Here is a 19,085-nt window from a genome sequence, read left to right as displayed (position 1 = left end):
GTGGCCTGCGAGGATGCGCCGCACATGGATGCTGTTGGGAGTGCGCGTCATGAGCGGTGCTGCGGTGATGGGGCTGGTCACAGCCGGGGCGATGCTTGTCGTGCTGGGGTGGTCGGCGCTCGTCTGGCGGCGGGACAGTGAGCGGCTGCGGCTGCTCCGGGCTGACCGCTGGGCGAAGGAGGTCGACCTGGCCCTTCCGCCGGACCTGGTCGAGCCGCTGGCTGCGCGGGTGCGGCAGCAGACCCTGGTGCAGTTCGCGCTGATGGCGCTGCTCGGGATCCCGGTCTTCGCGCTGTCGACGTGGCGTTTCTTCGCGTCGAGCCTTCCAAGCAGGTCACTACTGCACGGGCCGGCGTTCGCACTGCTGTGCATGGCCGTCACGATCGTGATGAGCGCCCTGGGGCAGCTCTGGGGGCTTAGGCGGGAGCAGCGCGCGCCTGGAGAGCGAGTCGTCCGGCCGTGGCCGATCGCTCTGCGTATGGCGATACCCGAGTCGGCCCTGTGGGCGGCAAGGGTGCTCGCCGTCGCTCCGGCGCTGCTGGCGGTCGCGGTGCTGTGGGAGGTGCGGCGCCAGGGGGTGGCGCACGAGTTCTCTCCCTATGTCTTCGGAGCGGCGCTCTTGCCACGCTGCTGTTCCTGCGCGGGGTGGAGGGTCGACAGCTGGCCATCCTGAACGGCCGTCAGGCGTCCGCTTCGCACCAGCAGCTGGCCTTCGACGATTCCTTCCGGGTACGGGCGGCGCTTACCCTGCTGCCCTTGGCGCCCACGCTCGCCTATATCGGAAACTCGCTGCTGCTGAACTCCGTCTACTCGCAGGCTGCCGCGGCACAGCGGCTGACGGTAATGCACACGTTCGATACATGGTGGATGCCGCTGGGCATGGCGGTGCTCTTCTTCAACCTCGCGATCGGCACACCCAGGGTGCGGCAGTACTACCGACGGGGACGTAACCCTCAACCACCCACTGCTGGCGACAGGGCGGGCGGGCCCCACGATCCACCACCGGACGTTCCGGGCCCCACCTCCACAACGCCGGGAACCGGCTCCACCGCCCGAAGTTGCCGCGAGCTGGTTGAGCCTCATCGGACGTACTCAGGGGCGGAGCCACCTACTCTGCAAGGGTGCGCTATCCCACAGACAGCGGAGCTCTGAGGAGATCCCAGCCGGCCGTGGTGTCCTACTGCCGACTGTCCTTCGCCGAGGGCTGACCCTGCCGGTGACCGGTGGAGGCAGACTGGGGCGGTGCAGAATTCATTCGCGAAGTCCTTCGTCACCGGGAAGCCCAACGCCGAGCAGTTGGCCGCGGCCCACGGCGTGAGCATCCCCGACGTCTCGGCGCCGGGGCTCCGCGTGCTGTTCTGCGGGATCAACCCCGGGCTGTGGTCGGGGGCGACGGGGCTGCACTTCGCGCGGCCGGGGAACCGCTTCTGGCCTGCGCTGCACCGGTCCGGGTTCACCCCCCGCCAACTGCGTCCTGACGAGCAGTCGGAGTTGCTCGGCCTCGGGCTCGGCATCACCAATGTCGTGGCCCGCGCCACAGCGAAGGCGGACGAACTGACGGCGGAGGAGTTCCGCGCGGGCGGGGAGGAACTGGTCCAGCGGGTCGAGCGGTTGCGGCCCCGCGCGCTGGCGGTGCTGGGCATCGGGGCGTACCGGACGGCCTTCCGTACCCCGCGCGCGGCGGTGGGTCGGCAGCCGGTCGGGTTGGGCGACACCGAGGTGTGGGTGCTGCCCAATCCCAGCGGGCTGAACGCGCACTACACGCTGGACGGCATAGCGGCGGAGTTCCGGCGTCTGCGCGAGGAACTCGCGTAGTCGCGTGCGGACGACGTATGCAGCGCCTGCGCGCGGAGGTCGCCGAGGTGTCGGCGCGCGGCGGTCCTGGACGCCGGACGGGGGAGGGCGGTCAGTAGCCCTGCTTGCCGTAGGCGATGTTGTCGAACGAGCCGTAGCGGTCGTTCGCGTAGCGGACGCCGGCGATGATGGAGTCGACCGGGTTGAGGATGTCCTTGTGGCCCGGAAGGCTCCACTCCTCGAAGGTGGGTCGAATCGTCTGGATCAGGCCGTAGGTGCCGCCGTACAGCGCCTGGTTCCCGTCCCAGTGGTTCTCCGCGCGCGGGTTGCCGGAGGACTCGGTGAGCGCGCGTGCCTCGATCGCGCCGGCGGAGGGGACGGCGTCTCCGTGCTGGGCCAACAGGTCGCGCGCCTGGGCAACCCAACCGTTCAAGTCGTTCGCGTAGGTCTTCTTCGCCGGCTGCGCGGGCTTGGCCGGCTGCGCGTGCTTGGCCGGTTGGGCCGGCTTGGCCGGCTTGGCGGCGAGGCGGGTGGCGGGGCGGGTGGCGGGGATCACAGCCTTCGCCGGCGTGGCCGCGGGTATTCGCTCGGCCACCGCGGGCTTGTGTCCGGTAGCACTCGCGTCGGCGGCGTTGATCGCCACCACCGATCCGAAGGCCGCGGTCGACGCGATCACCAGGTATGCGGTCAGACCTGCGGGCGTGCGGGCGTTGAACTGCATGTCACTCCAAGGGTCAAAAGGGCAGCCGGACAGCGCTCAGTGACCGCTCGGGACGAACTGAGTCGCACGACCAGCCCGGCGCGAACGCTGCGGGCAGGGTCGATCACGGAGGAAGGGCAGCCTGTAGGGCCGTAGGCACCGGTCGGCGGGGTGGCGTCACCGCGTTCTCGGCACAACGTGCTCGCGCGGCGGCCGGTTCTGGCCGTTCTCTCCACCGGGCGGTTGGCCGCCCGGTTTCTCCACATTCACACGGACCGGCCGAGCGGAGCAAGAATCTGCCTGCCAGAGTGCTCGACGCCACAATCGACCGGTTTGCACTCTCGTCTCGCGACATATTACGCGTTACAGTACGAGATATGTCTCAAGATTTGGTTCCGGATGGCCGCGCCCTGCGCGCTTCGCACGAGGACCGCGACCAGGCCGTGGAACAGCTTCGGGTCGCCGCGGGCGACGGCCGGCTCACCCCGGACGAGCTGGACGAACGCCTCGAAATCGCGCTGACCGCGCGCACCTACGGCGAGCTGGCGCTGCTGCTGCACGACCTGCCGGCCGCACCCGGCGCCGGGTACGCACCGGCCAGGGCTGCGACTCCTGGCCCGGCGACTCCCCGGCTGACGTCGAGCCTGGCCCCGGCGCCCAAGGAGCTCGTCCGGCTGGAGTCCCGCCACGGCAACATCGAGCGGATCGGACCGTGGTCCGTGCCCCGACGCCTGGAGGTGGAGGCCACCGCCGGCAACGCGGTCATCGACTTCACGGAGGCCGTCGTCAGCCGCCCCACCCTGGATCTCACCGTCGCGGTGCGCAGCGGAAACCTGACACTGATCGTGCCGCCCGAGGTGGCGGTGGACATGGACAGCGTCGCGGTGCGGAGCGGCAACGTGCGCCAGCGCGTCCGCCGTGAGCCCGGTGCGCCGATCAGGCTGCAGATCAGCGTTTCGGGCAGCGTGCGCAGCGGCAACATCACCGTCCGCGGCCCGCGCCGGGGCTTTCTGGACTGGCTGTTCCGCCGCCGTCCGAACCCGGCGCGCGCGAGCCACAACCTGCTGGACCGGGCGGCGTCGCGGCCCGCATAGTGGCGCCCATGGCTTCCCTTGTGCGACACCTGACGATCGACTGTGCCGACGCCTATGCCCTCGGCAGCTTCTGGGCGGAGGTGCTCGACGCCGAACTGGCCGAGGACGACCATCCCGGCGACCCCGAGGCACTGCTCGCAACTCCCGGCGTGGGGCTGCTCTTCATCACCGTTCCCGAACCGAAGTCGACCAAGAACCGGCTGCACCTCGACCTCCGGCCGCAGGACCGCACCCGCGATGAGGAGGTCGAGCGCCTGCTCGCCCTGGGCGCGACCATGGTCGCCGACCTCCGCCGGCCGGACGGCGCGGGCTGGGCCGTCATGGCGGACATCGAGGGCAACGAGTTCTGCGTGGAGCGAAGCGCGGCCGAGTACCGGGACTGACGGAACGACAGCAGGGCGGAGTGGGGCGGAGGGAGGACCCGCAGAGGGCGGAGTGGGGCCGGTACGGAGGGGCAGCGGAGGGGCGTCGCAGGGGGCGGCGCGGGAACTGTAAGGACTCTTGACAGTTTATTGGTCTAGTCCAAAGATTGTCGATGTCCAGCCACAGGTCTCCACCAGTCACACCCCCACAGGAGAGCCCCGCATGAGACATCCCCGCTCCCTCCGCGCCCTGCTCACCGGCCTGGTCACCGTCGCCGCCTCGGCGAGCCTGGTGGCCACCGGAACGACGGCCGCGCACGCCGCCACGCCACTGCCCACGCATGTCTTCGCGCCGTACTTCGAGGCGTACAACGGCGACAGTGCGGCGACACTGTCCAGCCAGTCCGGCGCCAAGTACCTCAGCATGGCGTTCATCCAGGCCTCCACCAAGGGCTCCTGCACGCCGTACTGGAACGGGGACAGCAGCAAGCCCATCACCTCCGCCAACTTCGGCAGCGACATCAGCACCATCCAGGGCCGGGGCGGCGACGTCGTGCCCTCGTTCGGCGGCTACACCGCCGACAACACCGGCACCGAGATCGCCGACAGCTGCACCAACGTCAGCTCGATCGCCGCGGCGTACGAGAGCGTGGTCACCACCTACGGGGTGACCCGGATCGACCTCGACACCGAGGACAACTCCCTCACCAACTCCGCCGGGATCGACCGCCGCAACAAGGCCATCGCCCAGGTCGAGTCGTGGGCGGCGAGCACCGGCCGGACCGTGCAGTTCTCCTACACCCTGCCGACGACGACCAGCGGGCTCGCCGCCAGCGGGCTGGCGGTGCTGCAGAACGCGGTGCAGAACAACGCTCGCGTCGACGTCGCCAACATCATGACCTTCGACTACTACGACGGCGCGAGCCATGAGATGGCGAACGACGCCGAGAGCGCCGCCACCGGCCTCTACGGCCAGCTCGCCTCGCTCTACCCGTCCAAGAGCGCCTCGCAGCTCTGGGGCATGATCGGGATCACCCTGATGCCCGGCATCGACGACTTCGGCGTGGGCGAGACCACCACGGTCGCGGACGCGCACTCCGTCGAGAGCTGGGCCGCCGGCAAGGGCCTGGCCAGCCTCTCCTTCTGGGCGCTGCAGCGTGACAACGGCGGCTGTGTCGGCACCGGCGGCTCGGACAGCTGCTCCGGAATCGCCCAGGGCACCTGGGACTTCAGCAAGGCCCTGGAGCCCTTCACCGGCGGTGGCGGCGGCGTCCCGAGCAACGACTTCTCGCTGTCGGTTGCCCCCAGCTCGGCCTCGGTCGCTCCCGGCGGCTCGGCCACGGCGAATGTCAGCACCGCCGTCACCTCCGGCAGCGCGCAGTCCGTCAGCCTCACCGCGAGCGGCGCACCGAGCGGCGTCTCCGTCTCCGTGAGCCCGACCTCGGTGACCGCAGGCGGCAGCGCCACGCTCACCGTCACGGCATCCAGCTCCGCGGCGGCCGGGACCTACCCGATCACCCTCACCGGCAGCGCCGCCTCGGGCAGCCACACCGCGACCTACACCCTGACGGTGACCGGGAGCGGCGGCGGTGGTTCGGGCGCACTGGTCAACGGCACCTTCGAGACCGGCAGCCTCAGCCCGTGGACCTGCCAGCCCGGCGGCGCGGTCGTCAGTTCGCCGGTCCACTCCGGCAGCCACGCACTCCTGGTCGCGCCGACCTCGTCGCAGACCGGCGAGTGCGACCAGACTCTGACGCTCACCCCGAACCACAGCTACACGCTGAGCGGGTGGGTCCAGGGCAACTACAGCTACCTGGGTGTCAGCGGCGGGGCCTCGGCCAGCACCTGGACCAGCGGCAGCAGTTGGACCAAGCTGACGGTGCCCTTCAGCACCGGCGCGAACGGCACCGTGACCGTCTACATCCACGGCTGGTACGCGCAGGGCAACGTCTACGCGGACGATCTGACGCTCGGCTAGCGTCCCCGTTCAGGCGGCGCGGACCGGGACGTCCAGATCGACCAGTCCGGCGATGCCGAACATCAGCATCACCCGCAGGGTGCCTCCCGCCCTGAGGTCCTTGACGGGCGGCAGCACGATCGACGGCGCCTTCGCACCGAAGGCCGTGCTGCTGCCCGCGTCCAGCCGCACTCCCGCCGTGGACAGCGAGCCGGACGGTGCGGTGCCGCCCTGCAGGGTGGCCTGGCCGCCGCCGGGCAGGGACACCAGCGCCAGGTGTTCGGTCACCGGCCCCTGGTTGTGGACGGTGAGGTCGAGCCGCGCCGTCCCCGACGGGTCGAAGCGCACCGTCGCCCCGGTGATCTCCAGGTCGACGTTGCGGGCCTTCATACTGAGCGAGACCCCGTCGGCGCCCGTCCGCATCGTCGTCTGCGCGGCCCCGGGCGCGGCCCGCTGGACGCCGGCGGAACCGCCCGCCGAGCAGCCGGTGGCGAGCGCCAGCAGGACGGCGGCGAGCACGGCAGGCCGTGCCACGCGGGGGAGGGTGCCTCGGGATCGCATATCCGGCATTATCGCGCTCGTCGCCCGGCGGATCGACCAAGGGGGTGGCTGTCCCCGCGTCCGTTGCGCTGTCGGGCTGCTGCGGGTGCCGAGTCCGGCAATGGTGGGAGGATGACTCACATCACTCCTGGGACCTCCGAGAACGGCTCCGCAGACCAGAGCCCGCGCCGGCGCAGGGAACTCTCGGACCACGGCCGACCGGCCGAGAAGCCGTTCGGACTGCGCACCGGAGCAGAACCGCGCCCCGCAGGGGACACTCGGGCGAATCTCACCAAGCGGACTGCGGCGGCGCTGACCGGAGTGGCCTGGGGACCGGACTACTGGGGCCCTTGAGCGGGCCGGGGACCGACGCCGCCGGGCGTCCCGGACGCCCCCCCGGAGGCCCTGGGACGGCTATCCGGGCGTCGTTCCTATGGCCTAACGATCTTGCGCGGGTCGATGCCGGTCCGGCAGGGTTGCCCCGTACGCCAGTCGCCCTGGGCGGGGTGCGGCGTACTGCCGGGCGTTCCCGGCGCCGGTAGCCCCCGACTCGTCGGGGGCTACCGCACGAGCGGACCAGGATTCGCCTCACCCGGTCGGATGCATCAGCGGCCGGGGGCGATTCCCAATCCACTGCGGGCTCGTTTTCCATACATGAGCAGCGAGGAGCCATCGGTCCACGCGCAGCCTCGCGACGCAGGAACGATCCGTCCCGCCGAGACGCCCGTGTTCGACGCCCTGGCCGCACAGTGGCGGGCGACGGGCCGCGCGGTCCCCGGGGCGGCCGACCCGGAATGGGAGGAGCTGGTCGCCGCGAAGCCGCGGCGCCGCCGCACGCCTCCCCGCTGGGTGCCCCAGCAACGCCTTTGACCCGCCGCTGACCCGCCGCTGACGCTCCTATGACGCTCCTCTGACGGCGCTGCTGCGCCCGCCGCACTCCATCGGTCACGAATATGCGATATTCGCCCATTCGGCTTGACGGACCATAAGCCCGGACTTCGTCGAAACAGAATCGCCACCTGCGGCCGTCAAGGAGGTCAACGGCCGCCGGAGGCGTCTTTCTGAGTATATCTCAGCTCGGCCGTCTCCCCTGCTTGGGCATCTCTCGGCGCGGCTGTCCGGGTGACCTCGTGATGCGGCCAACACTCCTCCACCCGAGGATGACGACGAGTGGATATTCCGGTGAACGCCGATCGGGTTTTCCGATCCTCGTCCCACCGGATCCAGACCGAAGTCAATCGCAGAAGGACGAGCATGATCAACATGCGTAAAGCACTAGCCGTGGCCGTCATGATCGGTGGCATCGCCTTCGCCGGCGCCGGAACCGCGTCGGCTGACGCGACCGCAGAGGGGATCGCGGCCGACTCGCCGGGCGTCCTCTCCGGAAACCTGATCCAGGTGCCGGTGGACATCCCCGTGAACGTCTGCGGCAACTCGATCAATGTCATCGGGCTGCTCAACCCCAGCTTCGGCAACACCTGCGTGAACGTTGGCGGCAGCAGCGCGAGCCCGGTGACGCACCACTTCACGTGGCAGCACCACCCGAGCTGGCACCACTTCGGCTGGCAGCCCGAGGCGGCGGACGACGACTGCCCCTGATCCGCCGGCAGTTCCTCCGCGACAGCACTGCGGCGGGCGGCCGTCCTACCCCAGAAGGTAGGACGGCCGCCCGCCGCTCTTGTCCGACGTGTTCGACCCGTTCGACCGGACGGACCGTCAGCCCTCGTTGACGCAGGTGTTGCCGAAGCTGGGGTTGAGAACACCGATCAGGTTGCCGGTGAGACCACAGGCATTGACCGGCACGTGCACCGGGACCTGGATGTCGTTGCCCGAGGCGACACCCGGGGAACGCTCCGCGTCACCGGAGGCGTGGGCGCTGGCGAAGGCAGCACCGGCGCCACCCGCGAGAGCGCCGGCTGCGGCGATCGTGACGAGGGCACCCTTGACAGCGTTGTTCATGACTATCTCCATACGTACGTACGTCTGCCCACGTGGTGAAGCCACGCAGGCATGGACAGGCGGCTCAACGCCGCTGCCACCGCCGAGGGTTCGGGTGCGCCCGGGATGTCACCCGAACGCATCAGCCCCGCCTGCCCTGACGTCATTCGGGTGATCATTCCGTTCATGCCGTTCCCTCGCCCCAACGGCGCTCGTTCTCGGGAGGTAGGTCCGCCAGGACAACGGAACGACGAGAGGAAAACGCCATGCAGAACACCAAGCGGAGCGCGCTGGTCGCGATCGCCGCAGTCGGGATGATCGCGGGCAGTGCTGGCGTTGCCGCCGCCAGCAGTGGCGCGCAGGGCGAGGCCGAGCACTCCCCCGGCGTCCTGTCCGGCAACCTGATCCAGGTCCCCGTGCACGTCCCGGTCAACGTCTGCGGCGACTCCGTGGACGTCATCGGCGCCCTGAACCCCGCCTTCGGCAACACCTGCACCAACGCCGGCTGACAACGCCGTCCCCGCGGGCCGTCGGCTACTCGGGTGGTTGTCCACGCCGACGCGTATCTCCCCATTAGCGACGCTCGTTTGACATGTGTCCGATCCGCAGCGGACGGACAGAACACGGAGGATTCACTCATGCGCAACGTGAAGCAGGCCCTGGTTCTCTCGGTCGCGGCGGCAGGTCTCGCCCTGGCCGGCGCGGGTACCGCGATCGCCGACTCCACCGCCAACGGTGAGGCCGAGGGTTCCCCTGGCTTCCTGTCCGGCAACATGGTCCAGGTTCCGATCCACGTCCCGGTCAACGTCTGTGGCAACACGGTCAACGTGATCGCTCTGCTGAACCCCGCCTTCGGCAACACCTGCATCAACAAGTGACCTAGCGGTCCCGGGTGTGCCGGCCTGCGGCACACCCTCCGCTCCCATGCGACTCAGGAGATCCGTCTTGCTCAACGCCAAGAAGACCGCAGCCCTCTCCATGGCCAGCCTCGGCCTGCTCGTGGCCGGCGCGGGCTCCGCCGCTGCCAACGCCAACGCCACTGGCGAGGCCGAGCACTCCCCGGGCGTGCTGTCCGGCAACCTGCTCCAGGTCCCCGTGCACGTCCCGGTCAACGTCTGCGGTGACAGCGTCAACGTCATCGGCGCTCTGAACCCGGCGTTCGGCAACACCTGCATCAACGAATCGGACTGCTGATCGGTCCGCACCATCCATGATGCTGCCCCTCGGTGCCCGTAGCCCGAGGGGCAGCATCGCTGTTCGTCACAGACGAGGAGCCACCCATGGCCCTGTCCCTGAAGAAGCGCTACACCACCACCGCGTTGGTCCTCCTCCTGGGCGGACTGTCCGCGCAGACCCCGGTCTGGGCTGCCGAGAACGCGAGCGGTCCGAGACCGGCGAGCCCCACGAACCACGGGGTCGCGACGCTGCAGAGCCCGCAGGCGGATCCGGCGCTGACCGGCCTCGGCACCGGCCTGGTCGAGGCGATCGCCCCGGCGAAGAACCTGCGGCTGGACCCGATGGCCGACTCCGCCGCCGACCCGCTGGCGAACGGCCTCGCGCTCCAGCCGGACAACCCGGGGATGGCGCCGATCTCCACGACCGCGGTGACCGCGCCCCTGAGCGCCGGCGGCGGACTGGGCAGCCTCCCCCTCGTCGGGGCCATCGCTCCCTCCGCCCCCAACTGACCGTCACCCACCGGTCGGCACAACGGAGATCAGCACAGTGGAGATCGACACAGCGGAGATCGCCAGCTCAGTCGTCCGAGCCGGGGGGTCCGGCTCGGACGACAGGTGCCCTGCGGCAGCCGGACCACAGCAGCCGCAGGGCACCTGTCGGTATGGGAGCGAATCAGCCCTTGAGTTCCTGACCGGCCGCCGCCGCCGTAGCGAGCAGGTCGCTCACCTTGCCGACGAGTGGGCGCCCCGAGTGCCCCTGGTCCAGGTCGATCCGGCCACCGGGCGCGGTCTGCAGCTCGGGCGAGGTGAGGGTCGGGTTGACGTCCCCCAGGTCGATCCGGCTGTGGTCGCTCGGGTCCGCCGCGGCCGCGCCCTGCTGAGGACCGGTCCAGGACAGCGGATGTCCCAGGGAGAGAGCCGATCCGACCGCCTTGAGCGGGGCGCTCGGCAGCCCCATGCCCAGCGCCCCGTCCCGGGGCGAGCCGTCCGCGTCCGGAACCGGAGCCGAGACCGCGACCGAGGGCGTCTGACGCGCGGTGTTGAGGGCCGGCACGAGGGGGTCCGGGATGAGCTGGTGGTCCTGCACCTGCTGCGCCGAGGGCGGAGCCAGCGGCGAGGCGGGCAGCGTGCCGGTGACCGATGCGGTCGAGTCCTTGCCGGTCAACGAATGCACCAGCGGGCCCATCGGTACTGCGAACGGCACCTGCATCGCCGAGGCCGCCTGCTCGACGCCGTCCACCTGGTCCGGCGTGAGCGACGCAGCGGAGGCCGCACCGGCCACAGAGCCCGCAGAGACAGCAGAGACACACGTGGCGAGGGCAATCACCGTCGCTCGCCTGGAGAAGATTTTCAAGACTTTCCCGTCCATCCGGAACCCGTCGCAGGGAATTCACCCGCGAGTGGATGAGCCACCGCCCGTCGCCAATCGGACATCGGGCACCCTCGTTTCAACGACCGAGCGAACCCAGAGAATGCGCAAATCCACTCGAAGAGAGCAGTAGCACGGCACCGGGCTGACGATCCGAGTCGTTCCGCAACCCATTCGGAGCAATCATCGTTTCCGTCGGCAAAGGTCGTCGTTCATTTTGTTGCATCCTCCGCTTCGGGCAGTCGAGATCCAAGCGGGTCCCCGGCTTCGAGTCTCGCGCGAAATCACTGGGATTCGCCCCGATGGATGCGCAACCAGAAGCCTTGGGATTCGTTGAAGAAAACGACCCAGCCGGTAAAGAACGCACCCAGCAGAGAAGGATTCACATGTTCAAGCAGGCTCTCGCCGCCGCCGGTGTCGCCGCCGCCGCACTCGCGATGACCTCCGCTCCCGCCTCCGCGATCTCCGACAGCGACGGCTCGACGATGTCGGCTCAGGGCGCGGGCGGCACCAACGTCACCGGCACCTGGGGCGACCACAGCCCCAACTTCCACTTCCTGGACAACCCGAACATCTGCCTGCCCGAGGTCCACAACATCGCGGTGGCGGTTCTGGGTGTCGCTGTCCCGGTCGAGGTTCCGGTCCTCAACAGCCAGCCGAAGCAGTACTGCGCTGTCGGCCAGTCCACCCAGGGCACCGGCGACTCGGGCGTCTCGCACGTCATCGGCTGACGCACTGCTTCAGGGCACAACCCACACACAACGAGAGGAATCCCCCCATGTACAAGAAGGCTCTCGCCGCTGTCGGCGTTGCCGCGGCCGGTATCGCCATGGTTGCCAGCCCGGCCTCGGCCATCAGCAACTCCGACGGCTCGACCAGCTCCCTCCAGGGCCCCGGCGGCACCAACGTCACCGGCACCTGGGGCGACCACAGCCCCAACTTCCACACCATTGACAACCCGAACATCTGCCTGCCCGAGGTCCACAACATCGCCGTGGCCGTCATCGGTGTCGCTGTCCCGGTCGAGGTTCCGATCCTGAACAGCACCCCGAAGCAGATCTGCGACGTCGGCCAGACCACCCAGGGCACCGGCGACTCGGGCGTCTCGCACCTCATCGGCTGACGCAGCGCCGAGGCTTCACCGACCCTCCGAGAAGTGCACAGCGGGCCGGGGACATCGTCCCCGGCCCGCTCGTCGTCTCTGCTGCGCCGCTGCCGCTGAGGACGCGCGATGGCCCGCGCGGTTACGACGGGCGTTACGACCTGGTCGTTAGCGGCGCCGCAGCAACTCGGCCGCCTCGACGGCCCAGTAGGTGAGCACCTGGTTGGCTCCGGCGCGGCGGATGGAGGTCAGCGTCTCCATGATCGCGCGCTCACGGTCGATCCAGCCGTTGGCAGCGGCGGCCTCGACCATGGAGTACTCGCCGGACACCTGGTAGGCGGCCACCGGCACCGGGCTCAGGTCGGCGACCTGACGCAGGATGTCCAGGTAGGCCATGGCCGGCTTCACCATCACCAGGTCCGCACCCTCGGCGAGGTCCAACTCCAGCTCGCGCAGCGCCTCCCGGGCGTTCGCCGGGTCCTGCTGGTAGCTCTTGCGGTCGCCCTTGAGCGAGGAGCCGACGGCCTCCCGGAACGGGCCGAAGAAGGCGGAGGCGTACTTCGCGGTATACGCGAGAACGGCCACGTCCTGGTGGCCCGCCGCATCCAGCGCCGTTCGCACGACCGCGATCTGGCCGTCCATCATGCCGGAGGGCCCGACCATGTGGACGCCCGCGTCGGCCTGCACCACGGCCATCTCGGCGTAGCGCTCCAGGGTCGCGTCGTTGTCCACCGAGCCGTCCGCGGCGAGCACGCCGCAGTGGCCGTGGTCGGTGTACTCGTCCAGGCAGAGGTCGGACATGATCACGACCTGGTCGCCGACTTCGGCGACCACGTCACGGATGGCCTGCTGCAGGATGCCGTCCGGGTTGGTGCCCTCGGAGCCGGTCGCGTCCTGCACCGCGGGGATGCCGAAGAGCATCAGGCCGCCGACGCCCGCCTCGGCCGCCTCGACGGCCGCCTTCCGCAGAGTGTCCCTGGTGTGCTGGACCACGCCGGGCATGGCGCTGATCGGCACCGGCGCGCTCACGCCCTCGCGGACAAACAGCGGCAGGATCAGCTCGGCCGGGTGCAGCCGGGTCTCCGCGACCAGGCGGCGCACGGCCGGGGTCGTGCGCAGGCGTCGCGGACGGACGACCGGGGTCTCAACCGACCGGGAGTGGTCACGGGAGGAGTCAGCAGACATGCGCTCACCTGACATGGCGTTAGCGGGCCTTCCTACGCGAGCCCGGGCGACGCTCGCTCGGGCGGTACACCTGCTCACCCGCCTGGGTCGCTGCGTCGCGGCGGGCCGCTCCGAAGTCTGCCAGTGCTTCGGCGAGCGCGGCGACCGAAGGCGCGGGCGCGAGCACGTCCACCCGCAGCCCGTGCTCCTCCGCGGTCTTGGCCGTCGCCGGGCCGATGCAGGCGATGACGGTGACGTTGTGCGGCTTGCCCGCGATGCCGACCAGGTTGCGGACGGTCGAGGACGAGGTGAAGATCACCGCGTCGAAGCCGCCGCCCTTGATCGCCTCGCGGGTCTCGACCGGTGGCGGCGAGGCGCGCACGGTCCGGTAGGCCGTCACGTCGTCGACCTCCCAACCGAGTTCGACCAGCCCGGCGACCAGGGTCTCGGTGGCGATGTCGGCGCGCGGCAGCAGCACCCGGTCGATCGGGTCGAAGACCGGGTCGTACAGCGGCCAGTCCTCCAGCAGTCCGGCGGCGGACTGCTCGCCGCTCGGCACCAGGTCGGGCTTGACGCCGAAGTCGACCAGCGCCTGCGAGGTGGTCTCGCCGACGGCCGCGACCTTGATCCCGGCGAAGGCGCGGGCGTCGAGTCCGTACTCCTCGAACTTCTCCCGGACCGCCTTGACGGCGTTCACGGAGGTGAAAGCGATCCATTCGTAGCGGCCCGTCACCAGGCCCTTGATCGCGCGCTCCATCTGCTGCGGGGTGCGCGGCGGCTCGACGGCGATGGTCGGCACCTCCGACGGCACCGCGCCGTAGGAGCGCAACTGCTCGGAGAGCGCCCCCGCCTGGTCCTTGGTGCGCGGAACCAGCACGTTCCAGCCGAACAGCGGCTTGGTCTCGAACCAGGACAGCGAGGACCGCTGAGCCACCTGCTCGCCGACCACGGCTATCACGCTGCTGGCCGGGTTGACCGGAGCCGACACCGGCGAGGGCAGCACCCGCGCCGCCTTCAGCTCGGCGGCCAGGGTGCCCAGGGTGGCGGTGTAGGTGCGCTGCCGGGTAGTGGTGCCCTCCAGGGTCACCGACACCGGGGTGTCCGGCTTGCGGCCCTGCGCGACCAGCGCCGTCGCCGAGCCGGGTAGCGAGCCGAGCCGGGTGCGGACGACCAGGGTGGCGTCGCAGACGCCCAGGTTGGCCCAGTCGTAGGACTCGGGCGCGCAGTGCGAGGCGTCGACGAAGCGGACGTCGGCGGCCGGGCGGCCGGCCCGCAGCATCACGCCCGCGTACGCGGGGACGCCCACGGACTGGGCCACGCCGGGTACCACCTGGAACGGGATGCCCGCCTGCGCGCAGGCCAGCATCTCCTCGGCGGCCCGCCCGTCCAGGCCGGGGTCGCCGTCGACGGTGCGCACCACGTGCCGGCCCGCCTGGACCGACGGGAAGAGCCGGGTGAGTGCGGCGTTGCTGTCGACGTAGCCGTCTCCGTCCAGGACGAAGGTCTCCGGCAGCGCGTCGGCGTCGTGCAGCTCCACTCCGCTGGGGCAGTGGACGCGAACCGCCGCCGCCGTGAGCGGGTCGGCGACCAGCACGTCCGCGGACGACAGCACCTCGACCGCACGCAGCGTGAGCAGGCCCGGGTCGCCGGGACCGGCTCCGAGGAAGGTGACCTGGCCGACCGGGCGGGTGCCCTTCGGGACGACGGAATGCTTAGCGGGGCTCACTTGGCTCGCTCCCCCATCAGACCGGCCGCGCCCTCGGCGAGCATCCGCGCCGCCAGCTCGCGGCCCAGGGCCGCCGCTGCCTGCTCGGACGCCGCCTCGGGCCCGAAGGCGCCGGTGGCGGACAACTGCACGACGGACGAGCCGTCAACGGTGCCGACGAGTGCTCGCAGGAACAGCTCGTCGGCGGGGCCGTTCGGACCTTCGGTGCGACGCTGCACCTCGGCCAGGGCGCCCACGGGGGCGGAACAGCCCGCCTCCAGCGCGGCCAGCAGGGCGCGCTCGGCGGTGACGGCGGCCCGGGTGGACCTGTCGTCGAGGACGGCGAGGGCGGCGACCAGTTCCGCGTCGTCCGCCCGGCACTCGATGGCCAGCGCTCCCTGTCCGGGGGCGGGCAGCATCAGCGTGCTGTCCAGGATCTGGGTCGCGTCGCCGAGCCGCCCGAGCCGGGTGAGCCCGGCGGCGGCGAGGACGACGGCGTCGAGCTCGCCGGACCGGACGTAGCCGATCCGGGTGTCGACGTTGCCGCGTATCGGCACGGTCTCCAGCTCCACGCCGTTCGCCGCCGCCCAGGCGTTGAGCTGGGCCGTCCGGCGCGGGGAGCCGGTGCCGATCCGGGCCTTGGCGGGACCGGACGAGTGCTTCTCGACCAGTTCCTCCAGGGTCAGCCCGTCCCGGGCGACCAGCGCGTCCCTGGCGTCCTCACGCGGGGGCACGGCAGCGAGCGCGAGGCCCTGCGGCGCGGCGGTCGGCAGGTCCTTGAGCGAGTGGACGGCGAAGTCGATCGTGCCGGCGAGCAGGGCGTCCCGCAGCGCGGAGACGAACACCCCGGTGCCACCGATCTGCGCCAGGTGCTCGCGCGAGGTGTCGCCGTAGGTGGTGATCTCCACCAGCTCGACCCGGCGGCCGGTGGCATCCGAGACCGCCTCGGCGACCTGCCCGGACTGGGCGGTCGCGAGGGCGCTGCGACGGGTGCCGAGGCGGAGCGGGGGTCCGCTCGTTCCCGTCTCGGATGGTGCTGCGGTGCTGAGTTGGCCACTCATGACATGATCATCCCGGTCGTGCTCGGTTCGGATGTTCTGCGGGTCCTGCTGTGCGGACGGCGTGGGCGGACCCCCGCCGACGGCTCCGCGCGGGCCCACTGCTAGCGTGCTGGGCAGGCCTCCGAACGGCGTCGGCTGCCTCGCCGACAGCCGTTCGCCGCCCTGTTGCTGACGATCCGTCACGCCGAATCACCGCCGGCCGTCGGCTGCAGCGGCAGTCTCGCGGGGGCTTCCGCGACAGCCTGGACCGCCCCCGGGTCGAGGTCGAAGAGCTCGCGCAGCGCCTCCGCGTACGAGGCCCCACCGGGTTCCCCGGCCAGCTGTTTCACCCGCACAGTGGGCGAGTGCAGCAGCTTGTCCACGACGCGCCGGACGGTCTGCGCCAGCTCTGCGCGGGCCCGGGGCCCCAGCTCCGGAAGCCGGCCGTCGAGGCGTTCCAGCTCGGAGCTGACCACCTCGGAGGCCATGGCGCGCAGGGCGACCACGGTCGGGGTGATCGCGGCGGCGCGCTGGGCCGCGCCGAAGGCGTCGACCTCGGCGCCGACGATGCGGCGGACCGCGTCGACGTCCAGCGCCCCGGCGGCGTCGTCGTTGTGCTGCGCCGCCTCGGCGAGAGTCTCCAGGTCCACCAGGTGCACGCCGTCGAGGCCGTGCGCGGCGGTGTCGACGTCCCGTGGCAGGGCCAGGTCCAGCACCGCCAGCGGGGTACTCCCCGCGCGCTTGGCCGCCGCTGCGGCGATGTCCTGCGCGGACAGCACGATCCCGGCCGCCCCGGTGCAGGAAATGACCACGTCCGCCTCGGCGAGCGCGGTCGCCACCTCGGCGAACGGGACGGTGCGCGCGCCGAACTCGGCCAGCGTCGCCGCCAGCCGTTCCGCCCGCTCAGGTGTGCGGTTGGCGATGACCAGTTCTCCGACGCCGGCGCGGGCGAGCGTCGCCGCTGCCAGGGAGCTCATCGACCCGGCGCCGACGACCAGCGCGCGTCGGCCCTCGATCGGACCCGCACCCTCGGCGATCCGCTCCAGGCCGAAGGTGACCAGGGACTGCCCGGCCTTGTCGATGTCGGTCTCGCTGTGTGCCCGCTTGCCGACCCGCAGCGCCTGCTGGAACAGCTCGTTGAGCCCGCGCCCGGCGGTGTGCTGCTCCTGTGCCAGGGACAGCGCGTCCCGCAGCTGGCCCAGGATCTGCCCCTCGCCGACCACCATCGAGTCCAGCCCGCACGCCACCGAGAACAGATGGTGCACGGCGCGGTCCTCGTAGTGGACGTAGAGGTGGGCGGTCAGCTCCTCCAGGTCGACTCCGCTGTGCTCGGCCAGCAGCACGGACAGGTCGGCGACGCCGGCGTGGAACTTGTCCACGTCCGCGTACAGCTCGATCCGGTTGCAGGTGGCGACCAGCGCGGCCTCGCCGACCGGCACGGCCGCGGCGGCGGCGTGCAACAGCCGTTCCGGCGCGTCCCCGGTGAGCGAGGCCCGCTCCAGCAGCCCGACCGGGGCCGTGCGGTGGCTGAGGCCCAGTACCAGCAGGCTCATGCTTCTGCCTCGCTTCCCAGGTTCACCGTGCTCGCCCCACTCGCTGCGCTTGCTCTCTCCACCGGAGTCATGCCGGCATCACCGCCGGCAGCTCGCCGTCCTCGCCGCGGTCCGCCTCCGACGAGGCGGGCGCCCTGCCCCGTCGGGCCCGGGACACGCTGCGGGCGGCCGCGGCGGCGACCGCCTTCGCTCCGGACCCAGGCCGTGAGACTACTGCCGGCGGCTCGTCCACGAGGTGGTCCTCACCGGACTTTCGCTGCTCGTGGAAGGCGAGGATCTGCAGCTCGATCGACAGGTCGACCTTGCGCACGTCCACGCCGTCGGGCACGGAGAGCACAGTAGGCGCGAAGTTGAGGATGCTGGTGACCCCGGCCGCGACCAGGCGGTCGCAGACCTGCTGGGCGGCGCCGGGCGGCGTGGTGATCACGCCGATGGAGACGTGCTCGGACTGGATGATGTCCTCGAGCTCGTCCATGTGCCGCACCGGCAGCCCGGCCGCCGTCTGCCCGGCCAGGGCCGGATCGGCGTCCAGCAGGGCGGCGACCCGGAAGCCGCGGGAGGCGAAACCGCCGTAGTTGGCGAGGGCGTGGCCCAGGTTCCCGATGCCGACGATGACGACCGGCCAGTCCTGGGTCAGGCCGAGCTCGCGGGAGATCTGGTAGACGAGGTACTCGACGTCGTAGCCGACGCCCCTGGTGCCGTACGACCCGAGGTAGGAGAAGTCCTTGCGCAGCTTGGCCGAGTTGACCCCGGCGGCGGCGGCGAGCTCCTCCGAGGAGACCGTCGGCACCGACCGCTCGGAGAGCGCCGTCAGCGCGCGCAGGTACAGCGGCAACCGCGCGACCGTCGCGTCGGGAATCCCGCGTCCGCGGACGCGCCGTTGGGCGCCGCCCGGGGGCGGTGAGGCTGGGGTGGAACGTCCAGTTGCCACGGTGCTCCTGTGGGTGAAGCTGGGCTGCGAACGCCAGGCTATGCGTTTGTGAACGTGTGCACAAAGATGGTGTCCGATTTGTCCCCGCTGAGTGACGCGCATCACGCACACCCCGTCAGGGTGCCGCGCGTCGCTTCCGGGTGGGCCGCGGCGACGTCGAGGAGGGCGACGACGGGGGCGGCGGCGATCAGGCCCGGAGGGGGGTCCGGCAAGGGGGACACGCTTCCACTCCTCGGGTTCGGGGAGCACGTCCGGTGTGACGTGCTCCGCCCCCCTTGGCACACAACATCTCGATGCTAAGCAGACAACCAGCAGATCCCATAAAGCGACTGCGGAGTCAGCTCGGGGCCCTTCAGGTCCCTCAGGGGCCCCAGCAGGCCTCTCAGGCCCCGAGCGCCTTGCGCAGCCGGCTCTCGTCGACCCGCCAGAAGTCGTGCTGCCTGCCGTCGATCAGGGTGACCGGGATCTGCTCCGCGTACTCGTCGAACAGCTCCTTGTCCTGGTTGATGTCCCGTTCCTCCCAGCTGAAGCCGAGCTCGTCGGCGAGGCGGGCCACCACCGCGCGGGCGTCCTCGCAGAGGTGGCAGTCGGGTTTGCCGATCAGCGTGATCAGATGGTCGGCGGGGCTCTTCCTGGGTTCACGGCGCAGCAGAGGGCTCAC

Annotated in this window: 23 protein-coding genes and 1 pseudogene; 14 read left to right on the top strand and 10 right to left on the bottom strand. The window is 70.9% G+C overall.

Annotation, left to right across the window (positions count from 1 at the left end):
* The first annotated feature begins 49 nt into the window (after positions 1-49).
* Positions 50-673, top strand: a complete 624-nt coding sequence (locus tag ABIA33_RS00765) for a hypothetical protein (protein WP_370075754.1) — start codon at positions 50-52, stop codon at positions 671-673.
* 569 nt (positions 674-1,242) lie between these two features.
* Positions 1,243-1,815, top strand: a complete 573-nt coding sequence (gene mug / locus ABIA33_RS00760; RefSeq protein WP_370075752.1) for a G/U mismatch-specific DNA glycosylase — start codon at positions 1,243-1,245, stop codon at positions 1,813-1,815.
* Between the two features lie 91 nt (positions 1,816-1,906).
* Here the strand turns inward: mug and ABIA33_RS00755 are convergent, their stop codons facing one another.
* On the bottom strand, positions 1,907-2,515 hold the full coding sequence (locus tag ABIA33_RS00755; protein ID WP_370075750.1) for a transglycosylase SLT domain-containing protein: 609 nt from the start codon (positions 2,513-2,515) through the stop codon (positions 1,907-1,909).
* A gap of 356 nt (positions 2,516-2,871) precedes the next feature.
* Between ABIA33_RS00755 and ABIA33_RS00750 the strand changes: the two genes are divergently transcribed.
* The 3 genes and pseudogenes from ABIA33_RS00750 (at position 2,872) to ABIA33_RS00740 (ending at position 5,928) form a co-directional block, all read left to right on the top strand.
* A complete protein-coding gene (locus ABIA33_RS00750; protein ID WP_370075748.1) occupies positions 2,872-3,588 on the top strand; it encodes a DUF1707 domain-containing protein in 717 nt (238 codons plus the stop codon).
* 8 nt (positions 3,589-3,596) lie between these two features.
* Positions 3,597-3,959, top strand: a pseudogene (locus ABIA33_RS00745) (VOC family protein); the annotation flags it as partial.
* 214 nt (positions 3,960-4,173) lie between these two features.
* Positions 4,174-5,928, top strand: a complete 1,755-nt coding sequence (locus ABIA33_RS00740) for a carbohydrate binding domain-containing protein (RefSeq protein ID WP_370075746.1) — start codon at positions 4,174-4,176, stop codon at positions 5,926-5,928.
* Positions 5,929-5,937: 9 nt separating this feature from the next.
* Here ABIA33_RS00740 and ABIA33_RS00735 read toward each other — a convergent pair whose 3' ends face one another.
* Positions 5,938-6,441, bottom strand: coding sequence for a hypothetical protein (locus ABIA33_RS00735; RefSeq protein ID WP_370075744.1), 504 nt, complete (start codon positions 6,439-6,441; stop codon positions 5,938-5,940).
* 138 nt (positions 6,442-6,579) lie between these two features.
* On the opposite strand from ABIA33_RS00735, the gene ABIA33_RS00730 reads away from it, so the two are divergent.
* From ABIA33_RS00730 to ABIA33_RS00720, 3 genes are all read left to right on the top strand, one after another.
* Positions 6,580-6,801 carry a hypothetical protein gene (locus ABIA33_RS00730; protein ID WP_370075742.1) on the top strand — a complete coding sequence of 74 codons (222 nt, stop codon included), beginning with the start codon at positions 6,580-6,582 and terminating at the stop codon, positions 6,799-6,801.
* A 300-nt stretch (positions 6,802-7,101) separates the two neighbouring features.
* A complete protein-coding gene (locus ABIA33_RS00725; protein WP_370075740.1) occupies positions 7,102-7,317 on the top strand; it encodes a hypothetical protein in 216 nt (71 codons plus the stop codon).
* Between the two features lie 393 nt (positions 7,318-7,710).
* On the top strand, positions 7,711-8,046 hold the full coding sequence (locus tag ABIA33_RS00720) for a chaplin (RefSeq protein ID WP_370075738.1): 336 nt from the start codon (positions 7,711-7,713) through the stop codon (positions 8,044-8,046).
* 117 nt (positions 8,047-8,163) lie between these two features.
* On the opposite strand, the gene ABIA33_RS00715 is transcribed toward ABIA33_RS00720, so the two are convergent.
* Positions 8,164-8,406, bottom strand: a complete 243-nt coding sequence (locus ABIA33_RS00715) for a chaplin (protein ID WP_370075736.1) — start codon at positions 8,404-8,406, stop codon at positions 8,164-8,166.
* A 245-nt stretch (positions 8,407-8,651) separates the two neighbouring features.
* Here ABIA33_RS00715 and ABIA33_RS00710 point away from each other — a divergent pair, with 245 nt between their 5' ends.
* The 4 genes from ABIA33_RS00710 (at position 8,652) to ABIA33_RS00695 (ending at position 10,070) form a co-directional block, all read left to right on the top strand.
* Positions 8,652-8,894 (top strand): chaplin, encoded by a 243-nt coding sequence (locus ABIA33_RS00710; RefSeq protein ID WP_370075734.1) that lies wholly within the window; start codon positions 8,652-8,654, stop codon positions 8,892-8,894.
* A 129-nt stretch (positions 8,895-9,023) separates the two neighbouring features.
* The gene (locus ABIA33_RS00705) at positions 9,024-9,263 is read left to right on the top strand and encodes a chaplin (protein WP_370075732.1); all 240 of its coding nucleotides are present in this window, start codon (positions 9,024-9,026) and stop codon (positions 9,261-9,263) included.
* 100 nt (positions 9,264-9,363) lie between these two features.
* Positions 9,364-9,579: a chaplin gene (locus ABIA33_RS00700; RefSeq protein ID WP_370076222.1), complete on the top strand. Its 216-nt coding sequence runs from the start codon at positions 9,364-9,366 to the stop codon at positions 9,577-9,579.
* Between the two features lie 86 nt (positions 9,580-9,665).
* Positions 9,666-10,070 carry a hypothetical protein gene (locus ABIA33_RS00695; RefSeq protein WP_370075730.1) on the top strand — a complete coding sequence of 135 codons (405 nt, stop codon included), beginning with the start codon at positions 9,666-9,668 and terminating at the stop codon, positions 10,068-10,070.
* Between the two features lie 163 nt (positions 10,071-10,233).
* Here ABIA33_RS00695 and ABIA33_RS00690 read toward each other — a convergent pair whose 3' ends face one another.
* Positions 10,234-10,800: a hypothetical protein gene (locus ABIA33_RS00690; protein ID WP_370075728.1), complete on the bottom strand. Its 567-nt coding sequence runs from the start codon at positions 10,798-10,800 to the stop codon at positions 10,234-10,236.
* Positions 10,801-11,315: 515 nt separating this feature from the next.
* On the opposite strand from ABIA33_RS00690, the gene ABIA33_RS00685 reads away from it, so the two are divergent.
* Together ABIA33_RS00685 and ABIA33_RS00680 are read left to right on the top strand one after the other, a co-directional pair.
* Positions 11,316-11,660, top strand: a complete 345-nt coding sequence (locus ABIA33_RS00685) for a rodlet layer protein (protein ID WP_370075726.1) — start codon at positions 11,316-11,318, stop codon at positions 11,658-11,660.
* Positions 11,661-11,707: 47 nt separating this feature from the next.
* Positions 11,708-12,052 (top strand): rodlet layer protein, encoded by a 345-nt coding sequence (locus ABIA33_RS00680; RefSeq protein ID WP_370075724.1) that lies wholly within the window; start codon positions 11,708-11,710, stop codon positions 12,050-12,052.
* A gap of 147 nt (positions 12,053-12,199) precedes the next feature.
* Here the strand turns inward: ABIA33_RS00680 and hemB are convergent, their stop codons facing one another.
* The 6 genes from hemB to ABIA33_RS00650 all read right to left on the bottom strand — a co-directional run bounded on the left by hemB (position 12,200) and on the right by ABIA33_RS00650 (position 19,085).
* A complete protein-coding gene (gene hemB, locus ABIA33_RS00675) occupies positions 12,200-13,216 on the bottom strand; it encodes a porphobilinogen synthase (RefSeq protein ID WP_370075722.1) in 1,017 nt (338 codons plus the stop codon).
* A 19-nt stretch (positions 13,217-13,235) separates the two neighbouring features.
* Positions 13,236-14,921 carry a uroporphyrinogen-III synthase gene (locus tag ABIA33_RS00670; RefSeq protein ID WP_370075720.1) on the bottom strand — a complete coding sequence of 562 codons (1,686 nt, stop codon included), beginning with the start codon at positions 14,919-14,921 and terminating at the stop codon, positions 13,236-13,238.
* On the bottom strand, positions 14,918-15,961 hold the full coding sequence (gene hemC, locus ABIA33_RS00665) for a hydroxymethylbilane synthase (RefSeq protein WP_370075718.1): 1,044 nt from the start codon (positions 15,959-15,961) through the stop codon (positions 14,918-14,920). The genes ABIA33_RS00670 and hemC overlap by 4 nt, the downstream gene beginning before the upstream one ends.
* A gap of 179 nt (positions 15,962-16,140) precedes the next feature.
* Positions 16,141-17,493 carry a glutamyl-tRNA reductase gene (locus ABIA33_RS00660; protein WP_370075716.1) on the bottom strand — a complete coding sequence of 451 codons (1,353 nt, stop codon included), beginning with the start codon at positions 17,491-17,493 and terminating at the stop codon, positions 16,141-16,143.
* A gap of 67 nt (positions 17,494-17,560) precedes the next feature.
* The gene (locus ABIA33_RS00655) at positions 17,561-18,424 is read right to left on the bottom strand and encodes a redox-sensing transcriptional repressor Rex (protein WP_370075714.1); all 864 of its coding nucleotides are present in this window, start codon (positions 18,422-18,424) and stop codon (positions 17,561-17,563) included.
* A 382-nt stretch (positions 18,425-18,806) separates the two neighbouring features.
* Complete coding sequence (locus ABIA33_RS00650; RefSeq protein WP_370075712.1) at positions 18,807-19,085, bottom strand: glutaredoxin family protein; 279 nt, start codon at positions 19,083-19,085, stop codon at positions 18,807-18,809.

Origin of the sequence: Streptacidiphilus sp. MAP12-16, from assembly GCF_041262165.1 — a bacterium.
In the GTDB taxonomy this organism is placed as follows: Bacteria; Actinomycetota; Actinomycetes; order Streptomycetales; family Streptomycetaceae; genus Streptacidiphilus.
This window is presented reverse-complemented; position numbering and strand designations above follow the sequence as displayed.